16 protein-coding genes are annotated in these 16,880 nt (G+C 71.1%); 9 read left to right on the forward strand and 7 right to left on the reverse strand.

The features are described 5' to 3' along the window. Nucleotides 1–108 precede the first annotated feature (108 nt). The 3 genes from V5O49_RS03040 to rplI all read left to right on the forward strand — a co-directional run bounded on the left by V5O49_RS03040 (nt 109) and on the right by rplI (nt 1,427). Complete coding sequence (locus V5O49_RS03040; protein ID WP_332900933.1) at nt 109–645, forward strand: single-stranded DNA-binding protein; 537 nt, start codon at nt 109–111, stop codon at nt 643–645. Between the two features lie 79 nt (nt 646–724). Next, entirely contained in the window at nt 725–961 is a 237-nt protein-coding gene (gene rpsR, locus V5O49_RS03045; RefSeq protein ID WP_106265817.1) for a 30S ribosomal protein S18, read from the forward strand. A 16-nt stretch (nt 962–977) separates the two neighbouring features. Continuing rightward, entirely contained in the window at nt 978–1,427 is a 450-nt protein-coding gene (gene rplI / locus V5O49_RS03050; protein ID WP_278235878.1) for a 50S ribosomal protein L9, read from the forward strand. A gap of 179 nt (nt 1,428–1,606) precedes the next feature. Here the strand turns inward: rplI and V5O49_RS03055 are convergent, their stop codons facing one another. Next, a complete protein-coding gene (locus tag V5O49_RS03055; RefSeq protein ID WP_332900934.1) occupies nt 1,607–2,929 on the reverse strand; it encodes an MATE family efflux transporter in 1,323 nt (440 codons plus the stop codon). 296 nt (nt 2,930–3,225) lie between these two features. On the opposite strand from V5O49_RS03055, the gene dnaB reads away from it, so the two are divergent. After that, on the forward strand, nt 3,226–6,045 hold the full coding sequence (dnaB, locus tag V5O49_RS03060; protein ID WP_332900935.1) for a replicative DNA helicase: 2,820 nt from the start codon (nt 3,226–3,228) through the stop codon (nt 6,043–6,045). 155 nt (nt 6,046–6,200) lie between these two features. Next, entirely contained in the window at nt 6,201–6,533 is a 333-nt protein-coding gene (locus tag V5O49_RS03065) for a ribonuclease E inhibitor RraB (RefSeq protein WP_332900936.1), read from the forward strand. Between the two features lie 294 nt (nt 6,534–6,827). Here V5O49_RS03065 and V5O49_RS03070 read toward each other — a convergent pair whose 3' ends face one another. Further along, a complete protein-coding gene (locus tag V5O49_RS03070) occupies nt 6,828–7,307 on the reverse strand; it encodes a nuclear transport factor 2 family protein (protein ID WP_332900937.1) in 480 nt (159 codons plus the stop codon). Nucleotides 7,308–7,358: 51 nt separating this feature from the next. Beyond that, nucleotides 7,359–8,219 carry an HNH endonuclease family protein gene (locus V5O49_RS03075; protein WP_332900938.1) on the reverse strand — a complete coding sequence of 287 codons (861 nt, stop codon included), beginning with the start codon at nt 8,217–8,219 and terminating at the stop codon, nt 7,359–7,361. 230 nt (nt 8,220–8,449) lie between these two features. Here V5O49_RS03075 and V5O49_RS03080 point away from each other — a divergent pair, with 230 nt between their 5' ends. Then, nucleotides 8,450–9,625, forward strand: a complete 1,176-nt coding sequence (locus tag V5O49_RS03080) for an AI-2E family transporter (protein ID WP_332900939.1) — start codon at nt 8,450–8,452, stop codon at nt 9,623–9,625. Between the two features lie 43 nt (nt 9,626–9,668). On the opposite strand, the gene V5O49_RS03085 is transcribed toward V5O49_RS03080, so the two are convergent. The 3 genes from V5O49_RS03085 to V5O49_RS03095 form a co-directional block, all read right to left on the reverse strand. Next, nucleotides 9,669–10,721, reverse strand: a complete 1,053-nt coding sequence (locus V5O49_RS03085) for a S66 family peptidase (RefSeq protein WP_332900940.1) — start codon at nt 10,719–10,721, stop codon at nt 9,669–9,671. Between the two features lie 62 nt (nt 10,722–10,783). Further along, nucleotides 10,784–11,542 carry an alpha/beta fold hydrolase gene (locus tag V5O49_RS03090; RefSeq protein ID WP_332900941.1) on the reverse strand — a complete coding sequence of 253 codons (759 nt, stop codon included), beginning with the start codon at nt 11,540–11,542 and terminating at the stop codon, nt 10,784–10,786. A 75-nt stretch (nt 11,543–11,617) separates the two neighbouring features. After that, on the reverse strand, nt 11,618–12,556 hold the full coding sequence (locus V5O49_RS03095) for an NAD-dependent epimerase/dehydratase family protein (protein ID WP_332900942.1): 939 nt from the start codon (nt 12,554–12,556) through the stop codon (nt 11,618–11,620). 124 nt (nt 12,557–12,680) lie between these two features. Between V5O49_RS03095 and V5O49_RS03100 the strand changes: the two genes are divergently transcribed. Together V5O49_RS03100 and V5O49_RS03105 are read left to right on the forward strand one after the other, a co-directional pair. Continuing rightward, nucleotides 12,681–13,325 carry a TetR/AcrR family transcriptional regulator gene (locus V5O49_RS03100; RefSeq protein WP_332900943.1) on the forward strand — a complete coding sequence of 215 codons (645 nt, stop codon included), beginning with the start codon at nt 12,681–12,683 and terminating at the stop codon, nt 13,323–13,325. Next, the gene (locus tag V5O49_RS03105) at nt 13,322–14,005 is read left to right on the forward strand and encodes a type 1 glutamine amidotransferase domain-containing protein (protein WP_332900944.1); all 684 of its coding nucleotides are present in this window, start codon (nt 13,322–13,324) and stop codon (nt 14,003–14,005) included. Before V5O49_RS03100 ends, V5O49_RS03105 begins: the two co-directional genes overlap by 4 nt. Before the next feature lie 40 nt (nt 14,006–14,045). On the opposite strand, the gene V5O49_RS03110 is transcribed toward V5O49_RS03105, so the two are convergent. Beyond that, a complete protein-coding gene (locus tag V5O49_RS03110; protein ID WP_332900945.1) occupies nt 14,046–15,077 on the reverse strand; it encodes a bile acid:sodium symporter family protein in 1,032 nt (343 codons plus the stop codon). Between the two features lie 146 nt (nt 15,078–15,223). Between V5O49_RS03110 and V5O49_RS03115 the strand changes: the two genes are divergently transcribed. Further along, a complete protein-coding gene (locus tag V5O49_RS03115) occupies nt 15,224–16,876 on the forward strand; it encodes an alpha-amylase family glycosyl hydrolase (protein ID WP_332900946.1) in 1,653 nt (550 codons plus the stop codon). The last annotated feature ends 4 nt before the right edge of the window (nt 16,877–16,880 follow it).

Raw genomic sequence — 16,880 nt, forward strand, 5'->3', positions numbered from 1 at the left:
GAACCGAGACACCCCGTATCCCGGCTGGGCACCTGTCGGTGCCCCGTGATGGGATGCCACTGAACATCGAGGACAGCCGAATCTCGCGGACGAACGAAGGAGCTTGGCATGGCTGGTGAGACCGTCATCACGGTCGTGGGAAACCTGACCGCGGACCCGGAGCTGCGCTTCACCCCGTCGGGTGCAGCCGTCGCCAACTTCACGATCGCGTCGACACCCCGCACGTTCGACCGACAGTCGAACGAGTGGAAGGACGGCGAGGCGCTCTTCCTGCGTTGCTCCATCTGGCGCGAGGCGGCGGAGAACGTCGCCGAGTCCATGACGAAGGGGATGCGCGTCATCGCGCAGGGCCGCCTTCAGCAGCGTTCGTTCGAGACCCGCGAGGGTGAGAAGCGCACCGTCGTCGAGCTGCAGGTCGACGAGATCGGCCCGTCGCTGCGGTGGGCGTCCGCCAAGGTCGCCCGCGCACAGCGCAGCGGCGGCGGTGGCGGCGGATTCGGTGGCGGCTACGGCGGCAACGCCGGTGGCCAGCCCGGTGGTGGCGGTGGATTCGGTTCCTCCGGCGGCGGACAGCAGAGCGATCCCTGGGCCACGGCTGGCCCGGCGTCCTCGGGCGGCGGGTTCTCCGACGAGCCCCCGTTCTGATCGTCGCCCACATCCACGATCACCCGTGACCTCCCGGCCTCGTGCCGGTGAGGTCCACACCTGAGAAGGAGCACTCACCATGGCCAAGCCTGTGGTGCGCAAGCCCAAGAAGAAGGCGAACCCGCTCAAGGCCGCGAAGGTCGAGACGGTCGACTACAAGGACACCGCCCTGCTGCGGAAGTTCATCTCCGACCGCGGCAAGATCCGTGCCCGTCGCGTCACCGGCGTGAGCGTGCAGGAGCAGCGCCAGATCGCCAAGGCCGTCAAGAACGCGCGCGAGATGGCCCTGCTGCCGTACTCGTCGTCGGCCCGCTGAGGAAAGGATCCAGATCATGGCAAAGCTGATCCTGACCCACGAGGTGACCGGTCTCGGTGAGCCCGGCGACGTCGTCGAGGTGAAGGACGGGTACGCCCGTAACTACCTCGTCCCGCGTTCGCTGGCCACGCCGTGGACCAAGGGCGCCGAGTCGCAGATCTCCGCGATCCGCAAGGCTCGCAAGGCCCGCGAGATCGCCACGCGCGAGGACGCTCAGGCCGCGGCCGAGTCGATCCAGTCGCGGACCTACACCGTGGAGGCGCACGCCGGTGAGTCCGGCCGCCTGTTCGGTGCGGTCACCACCGCGGACATCGCCGCTGCCGTGAAGGCGGCCGGCGGCCCGTCCGTCGACAAGCGCAAGATCGAGATCGGCCAGCCGATCAAGTCGCTCGGTGAGCACACCGTGTCGATCCGCCTGCACCCCGAGGTGTCGGCGAAGATCGCGCTGGAGGTCGTCGCCGGCTGACGCCGGTCCGATCGCCCGTCGGCCCCGGTTCCCCTGTGGGGGAGCCGGGGCCGTCGTCGTTCCCGGACCGTGCTTTCTGGTCGGCGCTTTCTGGTCGGCAGTTCGTCGTGGGATCGGCACTCTCAACTGCCGATCCCACGACGAACTGCCGACGCGAAGGCGCGGCGGGCTCATCTCGCTCAGGCGCCGGTGGTCATCCAGCGCTCGCCGCGGGCTCGCAGCCCCGTCGTCAGGGCGCGCGCCAGCATGAACACGCCGGCGAACCCTGCCCACAGCCACGCGAGTCCGGCCGCTCCGTCCGGCGCCCAGGCGCGGACCGCCAGCGCGACGGGCACGTAGACCACGAGGGTGAGCATGCCGGCCCACGCGAGGAACCGGCCGTCCCCGGCGCCGATGAGGACGCCGTCAAGCACGAACACCCAGCCCGCCATCGGCATGAACACCCCGCACGCGACGAGCCCGGCCGTGATGGCGACCCGCACGTCGGGGTCGGGGGAGAAGAGCGGCGCGATCCACCAGGACGCCGCCGCGAGCACGACGCCGATGACCGCCCCGGCACCGACGCCCCACTGCAGGCAGCGCCGCAGCACGGCCCGCACGCGCGCGGTGTCCCCGGAACCGAGCCCGAATCCGACGAGCGCCTGGGCTGCGATCGCGAGGGCGTCCAGCGCGAACGCCGCCAGTCCCCAGAGGCTGTTGACGACCTGGTGACCGCCGAGCGCGACGGCGCCGAGTCCTGTCGCGACCCACACGGTCAGCAGGATCGCCAGGCGCAGGGACACGGTCCGGACGAACAGCGGCGCCCCGGCGACGGCGTTGGCCCAGATCCCCGCACGGTGCGGGCGCAGCGAGGCGCCACGGCGTCGGGCGCCGAGGACCACGACGACGGCGAGCACGACCGCCATCAGCAGCTGCGCCGTCGTCGTCGCCAGGGCCGATCCCGCGATCCCGAGGCCGACGCCGTAGACCAGCGTGACCGAGCCGATCGCGTTGAGCACCGCGCCGCCCGAGGCCACCCACAGCGGAGTGCGGGTGTCCTGGAGCCCGCGCAGCACGCCGGTCGTGGCCAGGACGAGCAGCATCCCGGGCAGGCCGGGCGCGGACCAGCGCAGGTAGGTGACCGCGTGCGTGGCGACGTCGTCCGAGGCCCCCATGACCGCCACGGCCCACGGGGCGGCCGTCCACAGGAGCGCCGCGAGCACGACGCCGAGCCCGAGGGCCAGCCACATGCCGTCGACGCCGGACTGGAGCGCGGCGCGGTCGTGCCCGGCGCCCAGGCGGCGGGCGACAGCCGCGGTGGTGGCGTAGGCGAGGAAGACGCAGAGTCCGACGAGGGTGACCAGCAGGGTGGAGGCGAGGGAGAGCCCGGCGAGCTGGGCGGTCCCCAGGTGGCCGACGACGGCGCTGTCGACGAGCACGAACAGCGGCTCGGCGACGAGCGCCCCGAGGGCTGGCCAGGCGAGCGCGAGGATCTCGCGATCGATGCGGCGGATGTCACCCACCGAGTTTTCCTCCACAGCATGAGTACGGCGTCGGCCCAGGTCAGGCCGCACGCAAGGGCTTGTACACAGGAGATTTCCCCAGTTGTGCACAGGGTTGTCCACCGCCTGTGCACAGGCTGCGGGCAGTCTTCCACATGGGGGTCCACATGTTCGTCCACAGCGTCCGTTGCAGTCGTGCACGGGCGCGCCTACCGTCGACCCGAGTGTCGGAGGGGCACGGTAGAACAAGACCTTGACGACCGGTGAACGCGCCGCCTGTGGCGTGGTCTTCCGGTGAGAACCGGACTGGGGGACGCATGTCGATCGAGGAGCTCGAAGCGGGATACGGAGCGTCGTCGCCCGCCTTCGACCGCACCCCTCCGCAGGACATCCCCGCCGAGATGAGCGTGCTCGGCGGCATGCTGCTGTCCAAGGACGCGATCGCCGACGTCGTCGAGCAGATCCGCGGGGTCGACTTCTACCGCCCGGCCCACGAGGCCATCTACGAGGCGATCATCGACCTCTACGGCCGCGGCGAACCGGCCGACGCCATCACCGTCGTCGCCGAGCTGACCAAGCGCGGCGAGATCGGCCGGATCGGTGGCGCCTCCTACATCCACGACCTCATGGCCGGCGTGCCGACGGCGGCGAACGCCGGGTACTACGCGCGCATCGTGCGCGAGCGGGCCGTGCTGCGCCGGCTCGTCGAGGCCGGGACCAAGATCGTCCAGCTCGGGTACGCCACCGACGGCGGCGAGGTCGAGGCCGTCGTCAACAACGCCCAGGCGGAGATCTACGCCGTCACCGAGCGCAAGACCACCGAGGACTACGCGCCGCTGGCCGACATCATCGGCGGCACGATGGACGAGATCGAGGCTGCCGGGAACCGCGGCGAGGGCATGGTGGGCGTGCCCACCGGGTTCGCGGACCTCGACCGTCTCACCAACGGCCTGCACCCCGGGCAGATGGTCGTCGTGGCCGCGCGGCCGGCCATGGGTAAGGCGCTCGCGCTCGACACCCCGCTGCCGACGCCGACCGGCTGGACCACGATGGGCGAGGTCGCCGTCGGCGACGAGCTGCTCGCCCCCGACGGCACGCCCACGCGCGTCGTCGAGGCCACCGAGATCATGACCGGCCGACCCTGCTACGAGGTGGAGTTCGACGACGGCACGACCATCGTCGCGGACGCCCAGCACGAGTGGGCGACCAGCCTGTCCGGTGACCCCGTCGACACGTCGGTGCGGACGACCCAGGCGATCGTGGCCTCGATGGATCGCGGCGCGGCGCACTCGGTGTCGCGACCCGGTGCGGCGTGGAAGATCGTCGACGTTCGCTCCGTCGCCTCGGTGCCGGTGCGCTGCGTCCAGATCGACCACCCGGAGCATCTGTACCTGGCGAGCCGGGCCATGATCCCGACCCACAACTCGACGCTGGCGCTGGACCTGGCCCGCGCGGCGTCCATCAAGGCCCAGAAGACCTCCGTGGTCTTCTCGCTCGAGATGAGCCGCAACGAGATCACCATGCGTCTGCTGTCGGCCGAGGCGCGTGTGCACCTGCAGAAGCTCCGCAACGGCTCGATGGGCGACGACGACTGGCAGAAGCTCGCCAAGATCATGGGCAAGGTGTCCGAGGCGCCGCTGTTCATCGACGACTCGCCGAACATGTCGCTCACCGAGATCCGCGCCAAGTGCCGCCGGCTCAAGCAGAAGCACGACCTCGAGCTCGTCATCGTCGACTACCTGCAGCTCATGACGTCCGGCAAGAAGGTCGAGTCCCGGCAGCAGGAGGTCTCCGAGTTCTCGCGTGCGCTGAAGCTGCTCGCGAAGGAGATCGAGGTCCCGGTCATCGCGCTGTCGCAGCTCAACCGTGGTCCCGAGACCCGCAGCGACAAGAAGCCGCAGATGTCCGATCTTCGTGAATCCGGATGTCTGACCGAGGACACGAGGATCCTCCGCGCCGACACGGGGGCCGAGACGACGATGGGCGAGCTCCACGCCCAGGGCGCCACCGACGTGCCGGTGTGGGCGCTCAACGACCGACTGCAGTACGTGCGGCGTCACCTCACGCATGTGTTCGCCACCGGGGTGAAGCCCGTGTACCGGCTCCGGCTGGCCTCCGGCAAGGAGATCGAGGCGACGGCGAACCACCCGTTCCTCACCTACGAGGGCTGGACCCCGCTCGGCGAGCTCGAGGTCGGGTCCCGGCTCGGTGTGCCGCGGCACGTCCCGGGACCGGAGCAGAACACTGCGTGGGACGACCGCAAGGTGGTCATGCTGGCGCACCTGCTCGGGGACGGTGAGTCTCCGGCGCAGGTTGCCTCGCTCGCGGATGGCGACTGGGCTGCTCCCGAGCTCGGCGTCCCGGCAGCGGTCTTCCACCTGCCGAAGGACCAGATCGCGCTCTTCCTCAAGACGCTGTTCACCGATCGCGGTGCAGTGCTGGGTTCGGACGAGGCTGGACGCGTGACGCTGCCTGGATCGCAGCGAGTGCTCGAGGGCGTCGCCCGGCTCCTGTTGCGCTTCGGCATCGCCACCCGGGTCACCACGGCACCCTCGGACCTGCGTCTCACCATCGACGGGGTCGACGATCTGCGACGGTTCTTGCAGGAGATCGGCATCGAAGTTTCGGAGACTGCGAGGGCAGCTCGGCTTCTGGAGCAGGTTCGTGCGCAGTCGTCTGGCACGCGTGGGGGGACCCGCCACATCTGGGACGAGGTGCGCGACATCCTCAGTGCCCAGGTGGTTGCCGCAGGAACGGCCACTGTTCAGGACGGCGGGCGCCAGCGGCTCGGCGTCGTCGCGGAGGTGCTCGACGAGGCTGATCTCGAGATCGAGGCCGTCAACGACCTGCTGTGGGAAGAGGTCGTGTCGATCGAGCCGATGGGGGAGAAGCAGGTCTTCGACGCGACAGTGCTGGGTACTCACAACTTCATCGCCAACGGCATCGCTGTCCACAACAGCATCGAGCAGGACGCCGACATGGTCATCCTGCTGCACCGCGAGGACGCCTACGAGAAGGAGTCCCCGCGCGCCGGCGAGGCCGACCTGATCGTCGCCAAGCACCGTAACGGTCCGACCGACACGATCACGGTGGCGTTCCAGGGCCACTACTCGCGGTTCGTCGACATGCAGGTCTGACCCCGCTTGTCGACGTGCAGCCGATCCTTCAGACCCTTACAGATCTGCTTCATAAGCAGATCTGAACGATGGATTAAGGATGACTGAAGCAGTCCAGGTGAGACCGTGCCGAGCGAGCACTCGGAAACGCTGCGTCCCTGTGCCACCATTCCGCAATGGCGGGCCCTGAGTCATTCAAGCAGCAATACGCCCTATGGGTACGACAGCGTGGGAAGCGGATCGAGCTGGGAGACGACCTCGCGGAGGCTCGTCCGGTCGAGCACTTCGCCTACTTCATGCGTGGGTCTCGGGCTAGGGACGCTGCGGCGACGCTCCGCGCGGCAGGCTTCGATGTCGAAACGGGGCGCCGAGGCTTGAAGGTCCTGCTCAAGGCCACACGGCCCCAGAGGCTCGGTGACGAAGAGGTCGCCGCGTTCCTTGCAGAGGTGATCGGTGCCGTCGAGCAGGCGCACGGCGACTACGACGGTTGGGGCGCGACGACGTCCTAGTGGTCGCTCACGAGTGACAGCACGGCGGAGATTCGCGGGGCGCCCGGTTCGGATCACGATGAGTGTGTCGTAGCGGGGGAGGCTGTTGTGCGCCGCCTCGGCCGCTTTGCGATGCGCCGTTCCATAGAGGTCTACTCCGCTACCTCGAGGACTCCGGTGGAGCCGAGCGTTCGAGATCGGCAACGATCCGCCTTTGCACATGCTCCCCCGCCATGTTGACGGTCCGTGAGGCCGACGTCTCCGACCTCACGCCTGCCGGCCTTCCGCCATGCGGTCAGGCGCAAGATGAGGAACCTACGGGCTCCCGGGCCCACTCGGAGGTGGTGCGCCGGCGTCGTCGCCCGTGACGTCGACGCTCGAGTGCACGACGGCACGGCGCGTCGCGATCGCCCAGCTGCCGGCACGCCGCTCGAAGGAGTCCAGGTAGCTGCCCGCCGAGAGGAGCCACCGTCCGTCGGCCCGTCGCGTCAACGCCGCGACGCTGGAGACGCCCTCGGCCGCGTCCCGCCCGGTCAGGGTGATGGAGGTGTTGCTGGTCCAGTGGTGCATCTGCGGCTGGGAGTCCCACTGGTGCTCGATGGCGGCTCGGATCTGGTCGTGGCCGACGAAGCGGGCCACGCCGACGTCCCACGTGGCGTCGGGATGGAACGTCGCCAGGAAGCGGGAGAGGTCACGGTTGTCCGCTCCGTGGGCGTACTCCGCGACGACGCGGTAGAGAGCCTGGGTCGACTCCAGCCGGTCAAGACGTTCCTCGAGGTCGTCATCCGGACGCATCCCGCCATGCTGGACGATGCCGCGGGCGGTGACCACCGAGGGAGGACTCGGTCAGCCGTACGACTCACAGCCCCAGCCGTCACCGTCGGCGTCGAGGCGGTGGTAGTCGGGCGGGTAGACGCGGACCTTCTTACGGATGTCGGAGCAGTCCAGGTCGGGTCCAGGCTGGTTCCAGGGGGCGCTGCGCTGGTCGGTCGACCCGGAGCTCGTGCTGGTCGACCGGAGCGTGACCGTGGCGCGGGCGGGCTTGAGGACCTGGACGCTCTTGCACTTGTCCAGCCGCGCGTTGAGGTAGCGCTTCTCCTTCGTGTTGACGCTCATCTTCCAGCGCCACTTCACGGCGATCCACTGCTTGACGTAGGTGCAGCGGTAGGAACGGTTGGGGGGCATCCACTGGTGCGGCTCGCGGGAGCCCTTGGACCGGTTGGACGACGCGGACACCGCGATGAGGGAGTGCTTGTAGCGCAGGTCGTTGGCGAACCGCTTGCGCGTGTTCTTGGTCCACTTCTTCGCCCCGGAGGCCCAAGCCTCCTTCAGCGGCACGAGATGGTCGATGTCGAACGTCGACGGGTTCGTCGTCGTGCGTCGGTCGTACTTCGAGCGCCACTTCCCGCCGGAGATCGCGCAGGTCGACGCTCGGACGCGGGGCGTGCGGACGGCCTCGGCGATGAGGACCTCCTCGCGGGTGTCGCACACGTCCTTGTCGCCGGTGTCGATCCAGTGGCGGAACTTCGACCGGTCGTAGCCCTTGTTCGTCTCGTACCGTACCGGCAGCTGCCGCAGCAGCTTGCGTGCCGAGACCTTGTCGCCGGCGGCCTCGGCCGGTGCGGCGGTGACCGTGGGCACGACGAGACCGATCGTGGCTGCGAGCATGCAGGCGATGACGGCGGACAACAGCGAGCGGAACGACATCGGAACCCCCACGGTGTCAGTTGACGTAGCGAACAGAATCTAGTCGTCACCGGCGTCCTTCACGCCGTCAGAACGGGCTCCTGGGCCGAAGTTCACCCGGCCTCGCAGCGCACGGTCACGGGCTACGGGTGCCTGAGTCACGAGGGCTCAGCGCGCCGCCACCGCGTCCCGGCGCAGCCGCACTACGGTCATCACGTCCGGACCCACCGGTTCAGCGAGGAAGGACGTCGATGGGACTCTTCGGCCGTCGTGCGCGACGCACCGACCGCAGCCCGGCTCAGGCGACGCAGGTCGAGTCGCGACCGCCCAGCGCTCCCGAGCCGAGCGGAGCCTCGAAGCTGTGGTCCGACGGCGTGGGCCGGGTCGCGACACGCTCGCTGCAGGTCCTCGCGGTGATCGCGGTCGTCGCCGTCCTCGCCTTCGCGGGCACGCGCCTGACCCTCGTCGTGATCCCGCTCCTCATCGCGCTGGTCCTGGCGGCGGCGATCTCGCCGCTGGTGTCCTGGCTGCGCCGCCGCGGGGTGCAGTCGCTCCTCGCGACATGGCTCGCGCTCCTCGCGCTGATCGCCATCCTGGCCGCCGTCATGTGGCTGGTGGTGCGAGCCGTCGTCGACCAGTGGGACGAGCTGCAGCAGCAGGCGCTCGACGGCTTCGACTCCCTGCAGTCCTACGTCCAGGACCTGCCGTTCCAGATCTCCTCCGAGCAGATCAGCTCCGTGCGGGACTCCGCGCTGAACTTCCTGCAGTCCAGCGCGGTGGGGTCCGGTGCGCTCCAGGGCGTGTCGCAGACCGCGGACTTCGTCGCGGGCTTCTTCATCATGATCGTCGTGCTGTTCTTCTTCCTGAAGGACGGCCCTGCCATGTGGGAGTTCCTCCTGCGCCCGTTCGACGGCGAGGCGTACGAGCGCGGCCGGCGTGTCGGGACGGCGACCATCCAGACCCTGGGCAACTACGTCCGCGGGACGGCGATCGTGGCGGCGGCCGACGCCGTCGGTATCGGGATCGGCCTGGCGATCGTGGGCGTGCCCCTGGCGCTCCCGCTGTCGGTCCTGGTCTTCCTGCTCGCGTTCATCCCCCTCGTCGGTGCCACCCTGGCGGGCATCCTCGCCGCACTGGTGGCGCTGGTCGCCGTGGGTCCGGTCGAGGCGCTGATCGTCGTCGCGATCGTCGTGGGTGTGAACCAGCTCGAGGGCAACTTCCTCCAGCCGATCGTCATGGGCCGGACCCTGCAGCTGCACCCGCTGGCCATCCTCTTCGCCCTGACGGCCGGCACGGTGCTCGTCGGCATCACCGGGGCGGTGCTCGCCGTGCCGATCGCCGCATCGATCTGGCGGGCGATCCAGGTGTGGGACGGGCCGAACCTGCCGGCGAAGTTCGCGCGACAGAAGAGGTCAGAGACGGTCTGAGGTCGCTCCGCCGGACGCACGGATCACGCCGACGGGGCCGCCGTCAGGCGTACTCCGCCCAGACCCGCTGCTGCGCACCGTCGACCGTGACCATGCCCCCGTAGGGCAGGATCCACTGCGGCCGGGTGTGGCCGAACGGCACCCCGACCACCACGACAGCGTCAGGGTTGTAGCGCTGCACCGTCTCGACGACGACGTCGCGCTGCTCGGCGCGCTTAGCGGCGCGCTCCGCCGTCGTGCGCTCCACGTCGAAAGACGACGTCGGCGGGCGCGCGACGACGACGGCGTGCACGGCCTCGAGGAGGCCGCGCTCGCCGAGCGACCGCACGATCCAGCCGACCTCGCGGGCCGGCAGGAGCTCCTCGGAGGTCTCGAGCAGCAGCACTCCGCCGTCCAGGACACCCGGGTCGGCGGGGAAGCGGCCCGCGGTGAGGATCCACTCGATCACCTCGATACAGCCTCCCCAGGTGCGGCCCGTGACGGACCGCTCGGGTCCGGCCCACGTCCAGGGCTCGGTGCGCTCGCGGTCGCCGTGCGCGGTGAGCGCGGCCGGGTCCTGCCAGTCGACGCCGAAGTCCTCGGACTCGCCGGGCTCGGTGATCTCCAGGCGCTCGCCGGTGAGCAGCGCGGCGCGCAGCGAGGCGGCGTGCACCGGGTCGACGGACGGCCCGGGCCCGAGGTGCACCTGGGTCGACCCGCCGTAGAAGCCCGCGACGCCGTGCATCCACAGCCAGTTGAGGAGGTTGGTGTTGTCGCTGTACCCGAGGAACGGCTTCGGGTCCGCGCGCACCAGCTCGGCGTCGAGGTGGGGGATCACGGTGATCTGGTCCTCGCCGCCGATCGTGGCCAGCACGGTGCGGATCTCGGGGTCCGCGAATGCCGCGTTGAGGTCCGCGGCACGGTCCTGCGGCGTCGCACCGAGACGTCGGGTGGTCGGGTACTCGACGGGGACCAGGCCGGTGACCTCCTGCAGGCGCTGCATCGCCTGCTCGTGGACCGCGGGGGCGAACCCGGGCGCGGCGAACGACGGCGAGACGACGGCGACCTGGTCACCGGGGGAAGCCTTGCGGGGCGAGACGAGATCCATGGCCGACATCGTGCCGTGAGTGTGGCCGGCAGGGAACCTGATTCTCCCGCCGGAGGGGACGTCGTCGCCGGTCAGTGGCGCGGACGGCCCGACCACCACTGCACCGCGGCGGAGACCACCCGCTCGGGGGAGCGGACCCACCGGATGTGGTCGTTGCTCGCTCCGGCGGGCACCTCGCGGTCGGCGTAGTCCCAGCGGGTGACGACCTCGGGGTCGAACAGGTCCCGGGCGAACGCCTCGACCGCCCGGCGGGGTGCCAGCGTGTCGCCCTCGAGGCTGACGACGAACGACGGCGTCCCGATGGGTGGCGCGGTCGGGAAGGGCGGCCGCCCGTTGCGGGCCATCGCCGCCCACTCGCGCATGAGGGTGCGGGCGCCGGGACCGCCGAACGCGGGTTTGGGCAGGTAGCCGAAGACGGCCGTGAGCGCCGGCACGATGACGCCACCCATGAGCACGAGGTGCAGACCGCCGTACGGGAAGTGGCGGTGGTCGGGGAGGGCCCCCGCGACGGTGATCAGCCCGTCCACCGCGCCACCGGTCAGCAGGTAGCCCGCTGCGAGCTGGGCGCCGAGGCTGTGGCCGAGCAGCAGCACGGGGCGGTCCGGGCGCTCGCGGCGTGCCGCGACGACGGCGGCAGCGATGTCGTCGATCTCGTCCCGGTAGCTCCAGTCCCGGCCGCGGGCGGCCGTGATCGTCGGGTCCTCGAAGCCGCGACGTGTCAGGGCGCGCGCCTCCCACCCGGCGTCCTCGAACGCCGCGACCACGGGCCGGTAGTAGCGAGAACCGATGCCCATCGCGGGAGAGATCAGCACCACGGGTGCATCGGTCACCGTGGCTCGACCTCGACCTCGACGGCGACTCGTCGAGCGTGGCGTCTCAGCATGGTGCGTCTCCTCTGTGAGGTGTCAGCCGTGGTCGGGCCTGGTCTCCTCGCGGATGATCTCCAGACCGCGACGGTACGGGGTGACCTCGAACTCGGGGAACCGGGCCGCGAACTTCGTGGCGTCGAAGAGGTTGTCGTGGGCGTAGCGCGGCAGGAGCTCGGCGAGCTCGCGGACCTGGGTGGAGACCAGGCCGGCGGCGGTCAGCGCCCAGCGCGGGACGACGGTGTGGCCGGCGTCCCGGTCGAACACCTCGTTCGCCGTCGCGACGAGCTCTCGGTAGGTCGGCCGTCCGTCCGAGACGGGCAGGTGCCAGGTCTGGCCGAACGCGTCCGGGGTGTTGCCCAGCGTGGCCAGGCCGCGGCTCGCGTCGGGCGTCCAGACGAGCGTCCGACGCCGGTCGTCCCGGACGGGCACCCGAGGCTTCCGTCCCGCGACGAGCCGGTCGAGGACCAGCGTGTTCGTGATGCTCTGCGTCCGTCCCGGGCCGTAGAACTCGGGAGCCCGGGCGATGAGGGTGGGGATGTCGCCCCGCTCGATCTCGTCGAGCACCATCCGTGCCATCGCCGCGCGGACCCGGCCCTTGCGACCGACCGGCGCGAAGGGCGTGTCCTCGGTCTGGAGGCGGTCGTCCTGGGGATACATGTAGGTGTTGTCGAAGTAGGCGAAGCTCGCGCCGGCGGCGCGGGTGGCGTCCAGGGCGTTCCGCAGCATCGTCGGGAACTGCCGCTCCCACAGCGCCGTGTCCGCCGGGAGCCCGGCCGTGAAGTAGACGATGCTGCTGCCCTCGACCGCGGCGGCCGTCTGCTCGGCGTCGAGCAGGTCGGCGCGCACGAGCGCGTCGGTGTCGTGGACCGGGCGCGGGTGGCGGCTCACGAGCCGCAGGTCGGACGTGTGCGAGCGGTGCAGCTCGCGCGCGAGCTCGACGGCGATCTGACCGTTCGCTCCCAGGATGGTCTGCATCGGGGCCTCGACTCTTTCGACGGTGCCTCGCGGCCGGGCACGCCCGGGCGGCACGGATGGCGGTGGAGGGGACCGCGCACTAATGTGTGCGGTGTACACATCAGCGTAGGAGGCAGTGTTAGCAGTGTCAACATCCCGCACGAGCTACCACCACGGCGACCTGCGCGCCGCCCTGCTCCGCGCCGCCGTCGACAGCCTGGAGGCCGGTGAGGCCTTCTCGATGCGCGGCGTCGCGCGGCGCGCCGGGGTCTCGCCCACGGCGCCCTACCGGCACTTCGCCGATCGGGAGGCCCTCGACGCGGCCGTCGCGGTCGAGGCCTTCCACGACCTGCGTCAGGAGCTGGAGCGAGCGGTGGCCGACCTGCCCGCGACAGCAGGTCCCGTCGACGAGATCGCGGCGCTCGGCGTGGCCTACGTGTCCTTCGCGCTGCGCCGCCCGGCGGTGTTCCGCCTGATGTTCGGCCACGAGTGCGACGACGAGAACGACGAGCGCGTCCGGGCGGCCCGCGAGCTGCACGTCGTGCTGGATCGCGTCGTCGAGCGCTCGATCCCGGCCGCGGACGTCCCGAGCCTGTCGACGGCGCTGTGGGGCCTGGCGCACGGCCTGGCGTTCCTCCACCTGGACGGCAAGCTTCCGCCCGGGTCCGACGACGAGGTGGCCGCCCGCGTGCGGACCTCGGTCGCCGCGATCCTCGCCGTCGGCGTCGACGACCGACACCCGGAGACCCCGGAGCCCGCGATCCCCGCCCGACAGGAGGCACACCCGTGACGCAGCGCATCCTCCACGTGGTCACGAACGTCGGCCACTACGACGACCCGTCGCACCCGACCGGGTTGTGGCTGTCCGAGCTCACGCACGCCTGGGAGGTCTTCGCCGAACGCGGCGTCGAGCAGACGATCGTCAGCCCCCAGGGCGGACGGTCGCCGCTGGAGCCGCGGTCGCTGAAGTTCCCGACCTACGACAAGACCGCCAAGGCCTGGCACGGCGACCCCGACCGGATGGAGCTGCTGGAACGCACCGCCCGCCCCGACGAGATCGACGCCGCCGACTACGACGCGATCTACTTCACCGGCGGTCACGCCGTGATGTACGACTTCCCCGACAGCGAGGGTCTGCAACGCCTCACCCGGGAGATCTGGGAGCAGGGCGGCGTCGTCTCCTCCGTCTGCCACGGGTACTGCGGCCTGCTCAACACCCGGCTCTCGGACGGCACCCTCCTCGTCACCGGGCGCCGGCTCACGGGCTTCGCCTGGACCGAGGAGGTGCTCGCGCGCGTCGACAAGATCGTGCCCTACAACGCCGAGGAGGCGGTGAAGGACCGGGGGGCGCTCTACCAGAAGGCGAAGCTGCCGTTCGTCTCCTTCGTCGTCGTGGACGGGAACCTCGTCACCGGACAGAACCCCGGCTCGGCCCGGGAGACCGCCGAGAAGGTCGCCGCGCTCCTCTGAGGCCGTCCGTCGTCGGCCCGACGAGAGCAGGCCCGGCGGCTCAGTCCCGCCCGGACCCCGCCTCGGCAGGTACCGGCTCCTGCCCGAGTCGCCGGGCCAGCACGGAGCACACCACGAGCTGGAGCTGGTGGAAGACGACCAGCGGCACCACGACGACGGCGAGGGTGGCGGCGGGCAGCAGCGCCGAGGCCATCGGCAGGCCCGTGGCCAGCGACTTCATCCCTCCGACGAGCAGCAGGGTGACCCGCTGGTCGCGGGGCATCCCCAGCGCGCGGCCGCCCCACCAGGTGGCGGCCAGCATGACGCCCAGCAGCACCCCGGCCGACCCGACGAGCACCAGCACGACCCACACGGTCATGTCCGCCCAGATGCCCTCGGCGGTCGCGCCGCTGATGGCCGTGAACACGATGAGCAGGATCGTCCCGCGGTCCACGGCCGTGGTGACGGCCTTGTGCCGCCGCACGAGCCCGCCCACCCAGGGCTGCAGGAGCTGGCCGAGCACGAGCGGCGCGAGGAGCTGCAGCAGCACCGTCTGCAGGCCGTCCACCCCGACGGCCCCGTCACCGGCGACCACCCCGCTCATCAGCCCGAGCACCAGCAGGGGAGTGGCGACCATGCCGACGACGTTCGACACGGTGGCCCCGCAGATCGCCCCCGCGACGTCGCCGCGGGCCACGGACGTGAACGCGACGGCGGAGTTCACCGTGGACGGCAGGAGCGAGACGCAGAGCAGCCCGACGGCGATCCCCTGGCCGACGAGCGGGCCGACGGCCGCGGAGAGGGCGAGCCCGGCGAGCGGGAACGCGACGAACGTCGCGACGAGCAGGGAGCCCTGGAGGCGCCAGTTGGTCAGCGACCGCCAGATCTCCCGCGTCGGCAGCCGCGCGCCGTACAGCAGGAACAGCAGGGCGATCGCGACGTCCGTGACGACGTCGAGCACGCCGCGCACGTCGTCCGGGACGGGGACGACGACGCCGATCAGGAGGGCGAGGACGATGGCGACGACGAACGGGTCGACCCATTGCCGCACCCCTCGCCACAGGGAGCTCGGACGGCCGGAGCGTCGGGTCACAGGGGGTCCTCTCGGGTGGTCGCGACGACCGTACGGTACGCCCTGTGCCGTCACGGACGGCCGCTCGCCTCACAGGACGGGACGGCGGACGCCCTGCGTGGGGCCTCCGACCCGCGCCGGTCGCGGATCACTCCTAGGCTCGGGCCATGACGACGCGGCGGAGTGGTGACACGAGCGACGACACGACCGGCGCGCCACCCGGATGGCTGGCCGACGCCGTCGTCTACGAGATCTATCCGCAGTCCTTCGCCGACTCGGACGGCGACGGGATCGGCGACCTGCGCGGCGTCATCGACCACCTCGACCACCTGGAGTGGCTCGGGGTGGACGTCATCTGGTTCAACCCGTGCTTCGCCTCGCCGTTCCGGGACGCCGGCTACGACGTCGTCGACTACCTGCAGATCGCGCCGCGGTACGGGACGAACGAGGACATGGTCGAGCTCGTCGAGGAGGCCCGCCGGCGCGGTATCCGGGTGCTGCTCGACCTCGTCGCGGGACACACGTCGATCGACCACCCCTGGTTCGTCCGGGCCCTGGCCGACCCGGGCGACGACCGGTACATCTGGGCCGATCGCGACGGGCCGGCGCTCGTCCCGTCGCCCGGGCCCCGTCCGGGCTGGTACCTGAAGAACTTCTTCGACTCCCAGCCGGCGCTGAACTTCGGCTACGCCCGGCCGCATCCCGACGAGCCGTGGCGGCAGGCGACCGACGCCCCGGACCCGACGCGCAACCGCGAAGCCCTGCAGGAGATCATCGGGTTCTGGCTGGACCGCGGGGTGGCCGGCTTCCGGGTGGACCTGGCCTTCTCGCTCGTGAAGGACGACCCCGGCCTCGAGGCGACCACCGCGCTGTGGCGCGAGATCGCGGGTTGGATGCACGCGCGGTACCCGGACGCGGTGCTGCTGCCGGAGGCCGACGACGACAACACCGCCGACGCCGGGCTGCGCGGCGGGTTCGACGCGGACTTCGCGCTCGTCATCCAGCGCGAGCACAGCGCGCTGTTCAACAACGGCGCCACCGGCTACCTGACGTGGCAGGACCCGGCGGTGGCCGAACCCTGCTACGTCGACCCCGACGTCGACGAGGCGGACGGCACCCGCGCGCTCGAGACCTTCCTGACCGAGTGGGACGCGCGGGAGCGCGAGGCGGGTGCGGACCGGCTGGTCGTCCTGCCGACCGCGGACCACGACTTCTCCCGGCTCGCCGCGGGACCGCGCACCGGTGACCAGCTGCGCCCCGCCTTCACGTTCCTGCTGACCTGGGGATCGCTGCCGTCGATCTACTACGGCGACGAGATCGGGATGCGCAACCTGCCCGAGGCGCCGGAGACGGAGGGGAGCCGCTGGAACCCGGGCTACGACCGCGCGGGCTGCCGCACCCCGATGCAGTGGGACGACGCGCTGGCGAACAGCGGCTTCTCGACGGCACCGGCCGAGCGGCTCTACCTCCCGCAGGACCCGGACCCGTCCCGTCCCACCGTGGCGGCCCAGCGGGACGACCCCGGATCACTCCTGCACCACGTGCGCGACCTCGTGCACCTGCGCCGGCGCACTCCGGCCCTGCGCACCGGCGGGCCGCGCACCGTGCTGCACGTCGGGTACCCGTTCGTCTACCAGCGCGGCGAGGGGCACCTCGTCGTCGTCAACCCCCGCCGCGAGGCGGCCCGGGCCACGATCCCGGCGCTCGCGGGCGCGACCGCGACGACGCTCCTCGGTGACGGCGTCGAGGTCGCCGACGGCGTGGTGCAGGTGGCCGGCGGAGGCCACGCGGTGCTCGCCCTGACGGGACCCGGGAGCTGAGCGA

Origin of the sequence: Isoptericola haloaureus, assembly GCF_036689775.1 — a bacterium.
Taxonomy (GTDB): domain Bacteria; phylum Actinomycetota; class Actinomycetes; order Actinomycetales; family Cellulomonadaceae; genus Isoptericola; species Isoptericola haloaureus.

Excerpts from the sequence above, each read along its gene's own strand:
- V5O49_RS03040 (WP_332900933.1), top strand. The coding sequence starts at position 109 with ATGGCTGGTGAGACCGTCATCACGGTCGTGGGAAACCTGACCGCGGAC.
- rpsR (WP_106265817.1), top strand. The coding sequence starts at position 725 with ATGGCCAAGCCTGTGGTGCGCAAGCCCAAGAAGAAGGCGAACCCGCTC.
- rplI (WP_278235878.1), top strand. The coding sequence starts at position 978 with ATGGCAAAGCTGATCCTGACCCACGAGGTGACCGGTCTCGGTGAGCCC.
- dnaB (WP_332900935.1), top strand. The coding sequence starts at position 3,226 with ATGTCGATCGAGGAGCTCGAAGCGGGATACGGAGCGTCGTCGCCCGCC.
- V5O49_RS03065 (WP_332900936.1), top strand. The coding sequence starts at position 6,201 with ATGGCGGGCCCTGAGTCATTCAAGCAGCAATACGCCCTATGGGTACGA.
- V5O49_RS03070 (WP_332900937.1), bottom strand. The coding sequence starts at position 7,307 with ATGCGTCCGGATGACGACCTCGAGGAACGTCTTGACCGGCTGGAGTCG.
- V5O49_RS03075 (WP_332900938.1), bottom strand. The coding sequence starts at position 8,219 with ATGTCGTTCCGCTCGCTGTTGTCCGCCGTCATCGCCTGCATGCTCGCA.
- V5O49_RS03080 (WP_332900939.1), top strand. The coding sequence starts at position 8,450 with ATGGGACTCTTCGGCCGTCGTGCGCGACGCACCGACCGCAGCCCGGCT.
- V5O49_RS03085 (WP_332900940.1), bottom strand. The coding sequence starts at position 10,721 with ATGTCGGCCATGGATCTCGTCTCGCCCCGCAAGGCTTCCCCCGGTGAC.
- V5O49_RS03095 (WP_332900942.1), bottom strand. The coding sequence starts at position 12,556 with ATGCAGACCATCCTGGGAGCGAACGGTCAGATCGCCGTCGAGCTCGCG.
- V5O49_RS03115 (WP_332900946.1), top strand. The coding sequence starts at position 15,224 with ATGACGACGCGGCGGAGTGGTGACACGAGCGACGACACGACCGGCGCG.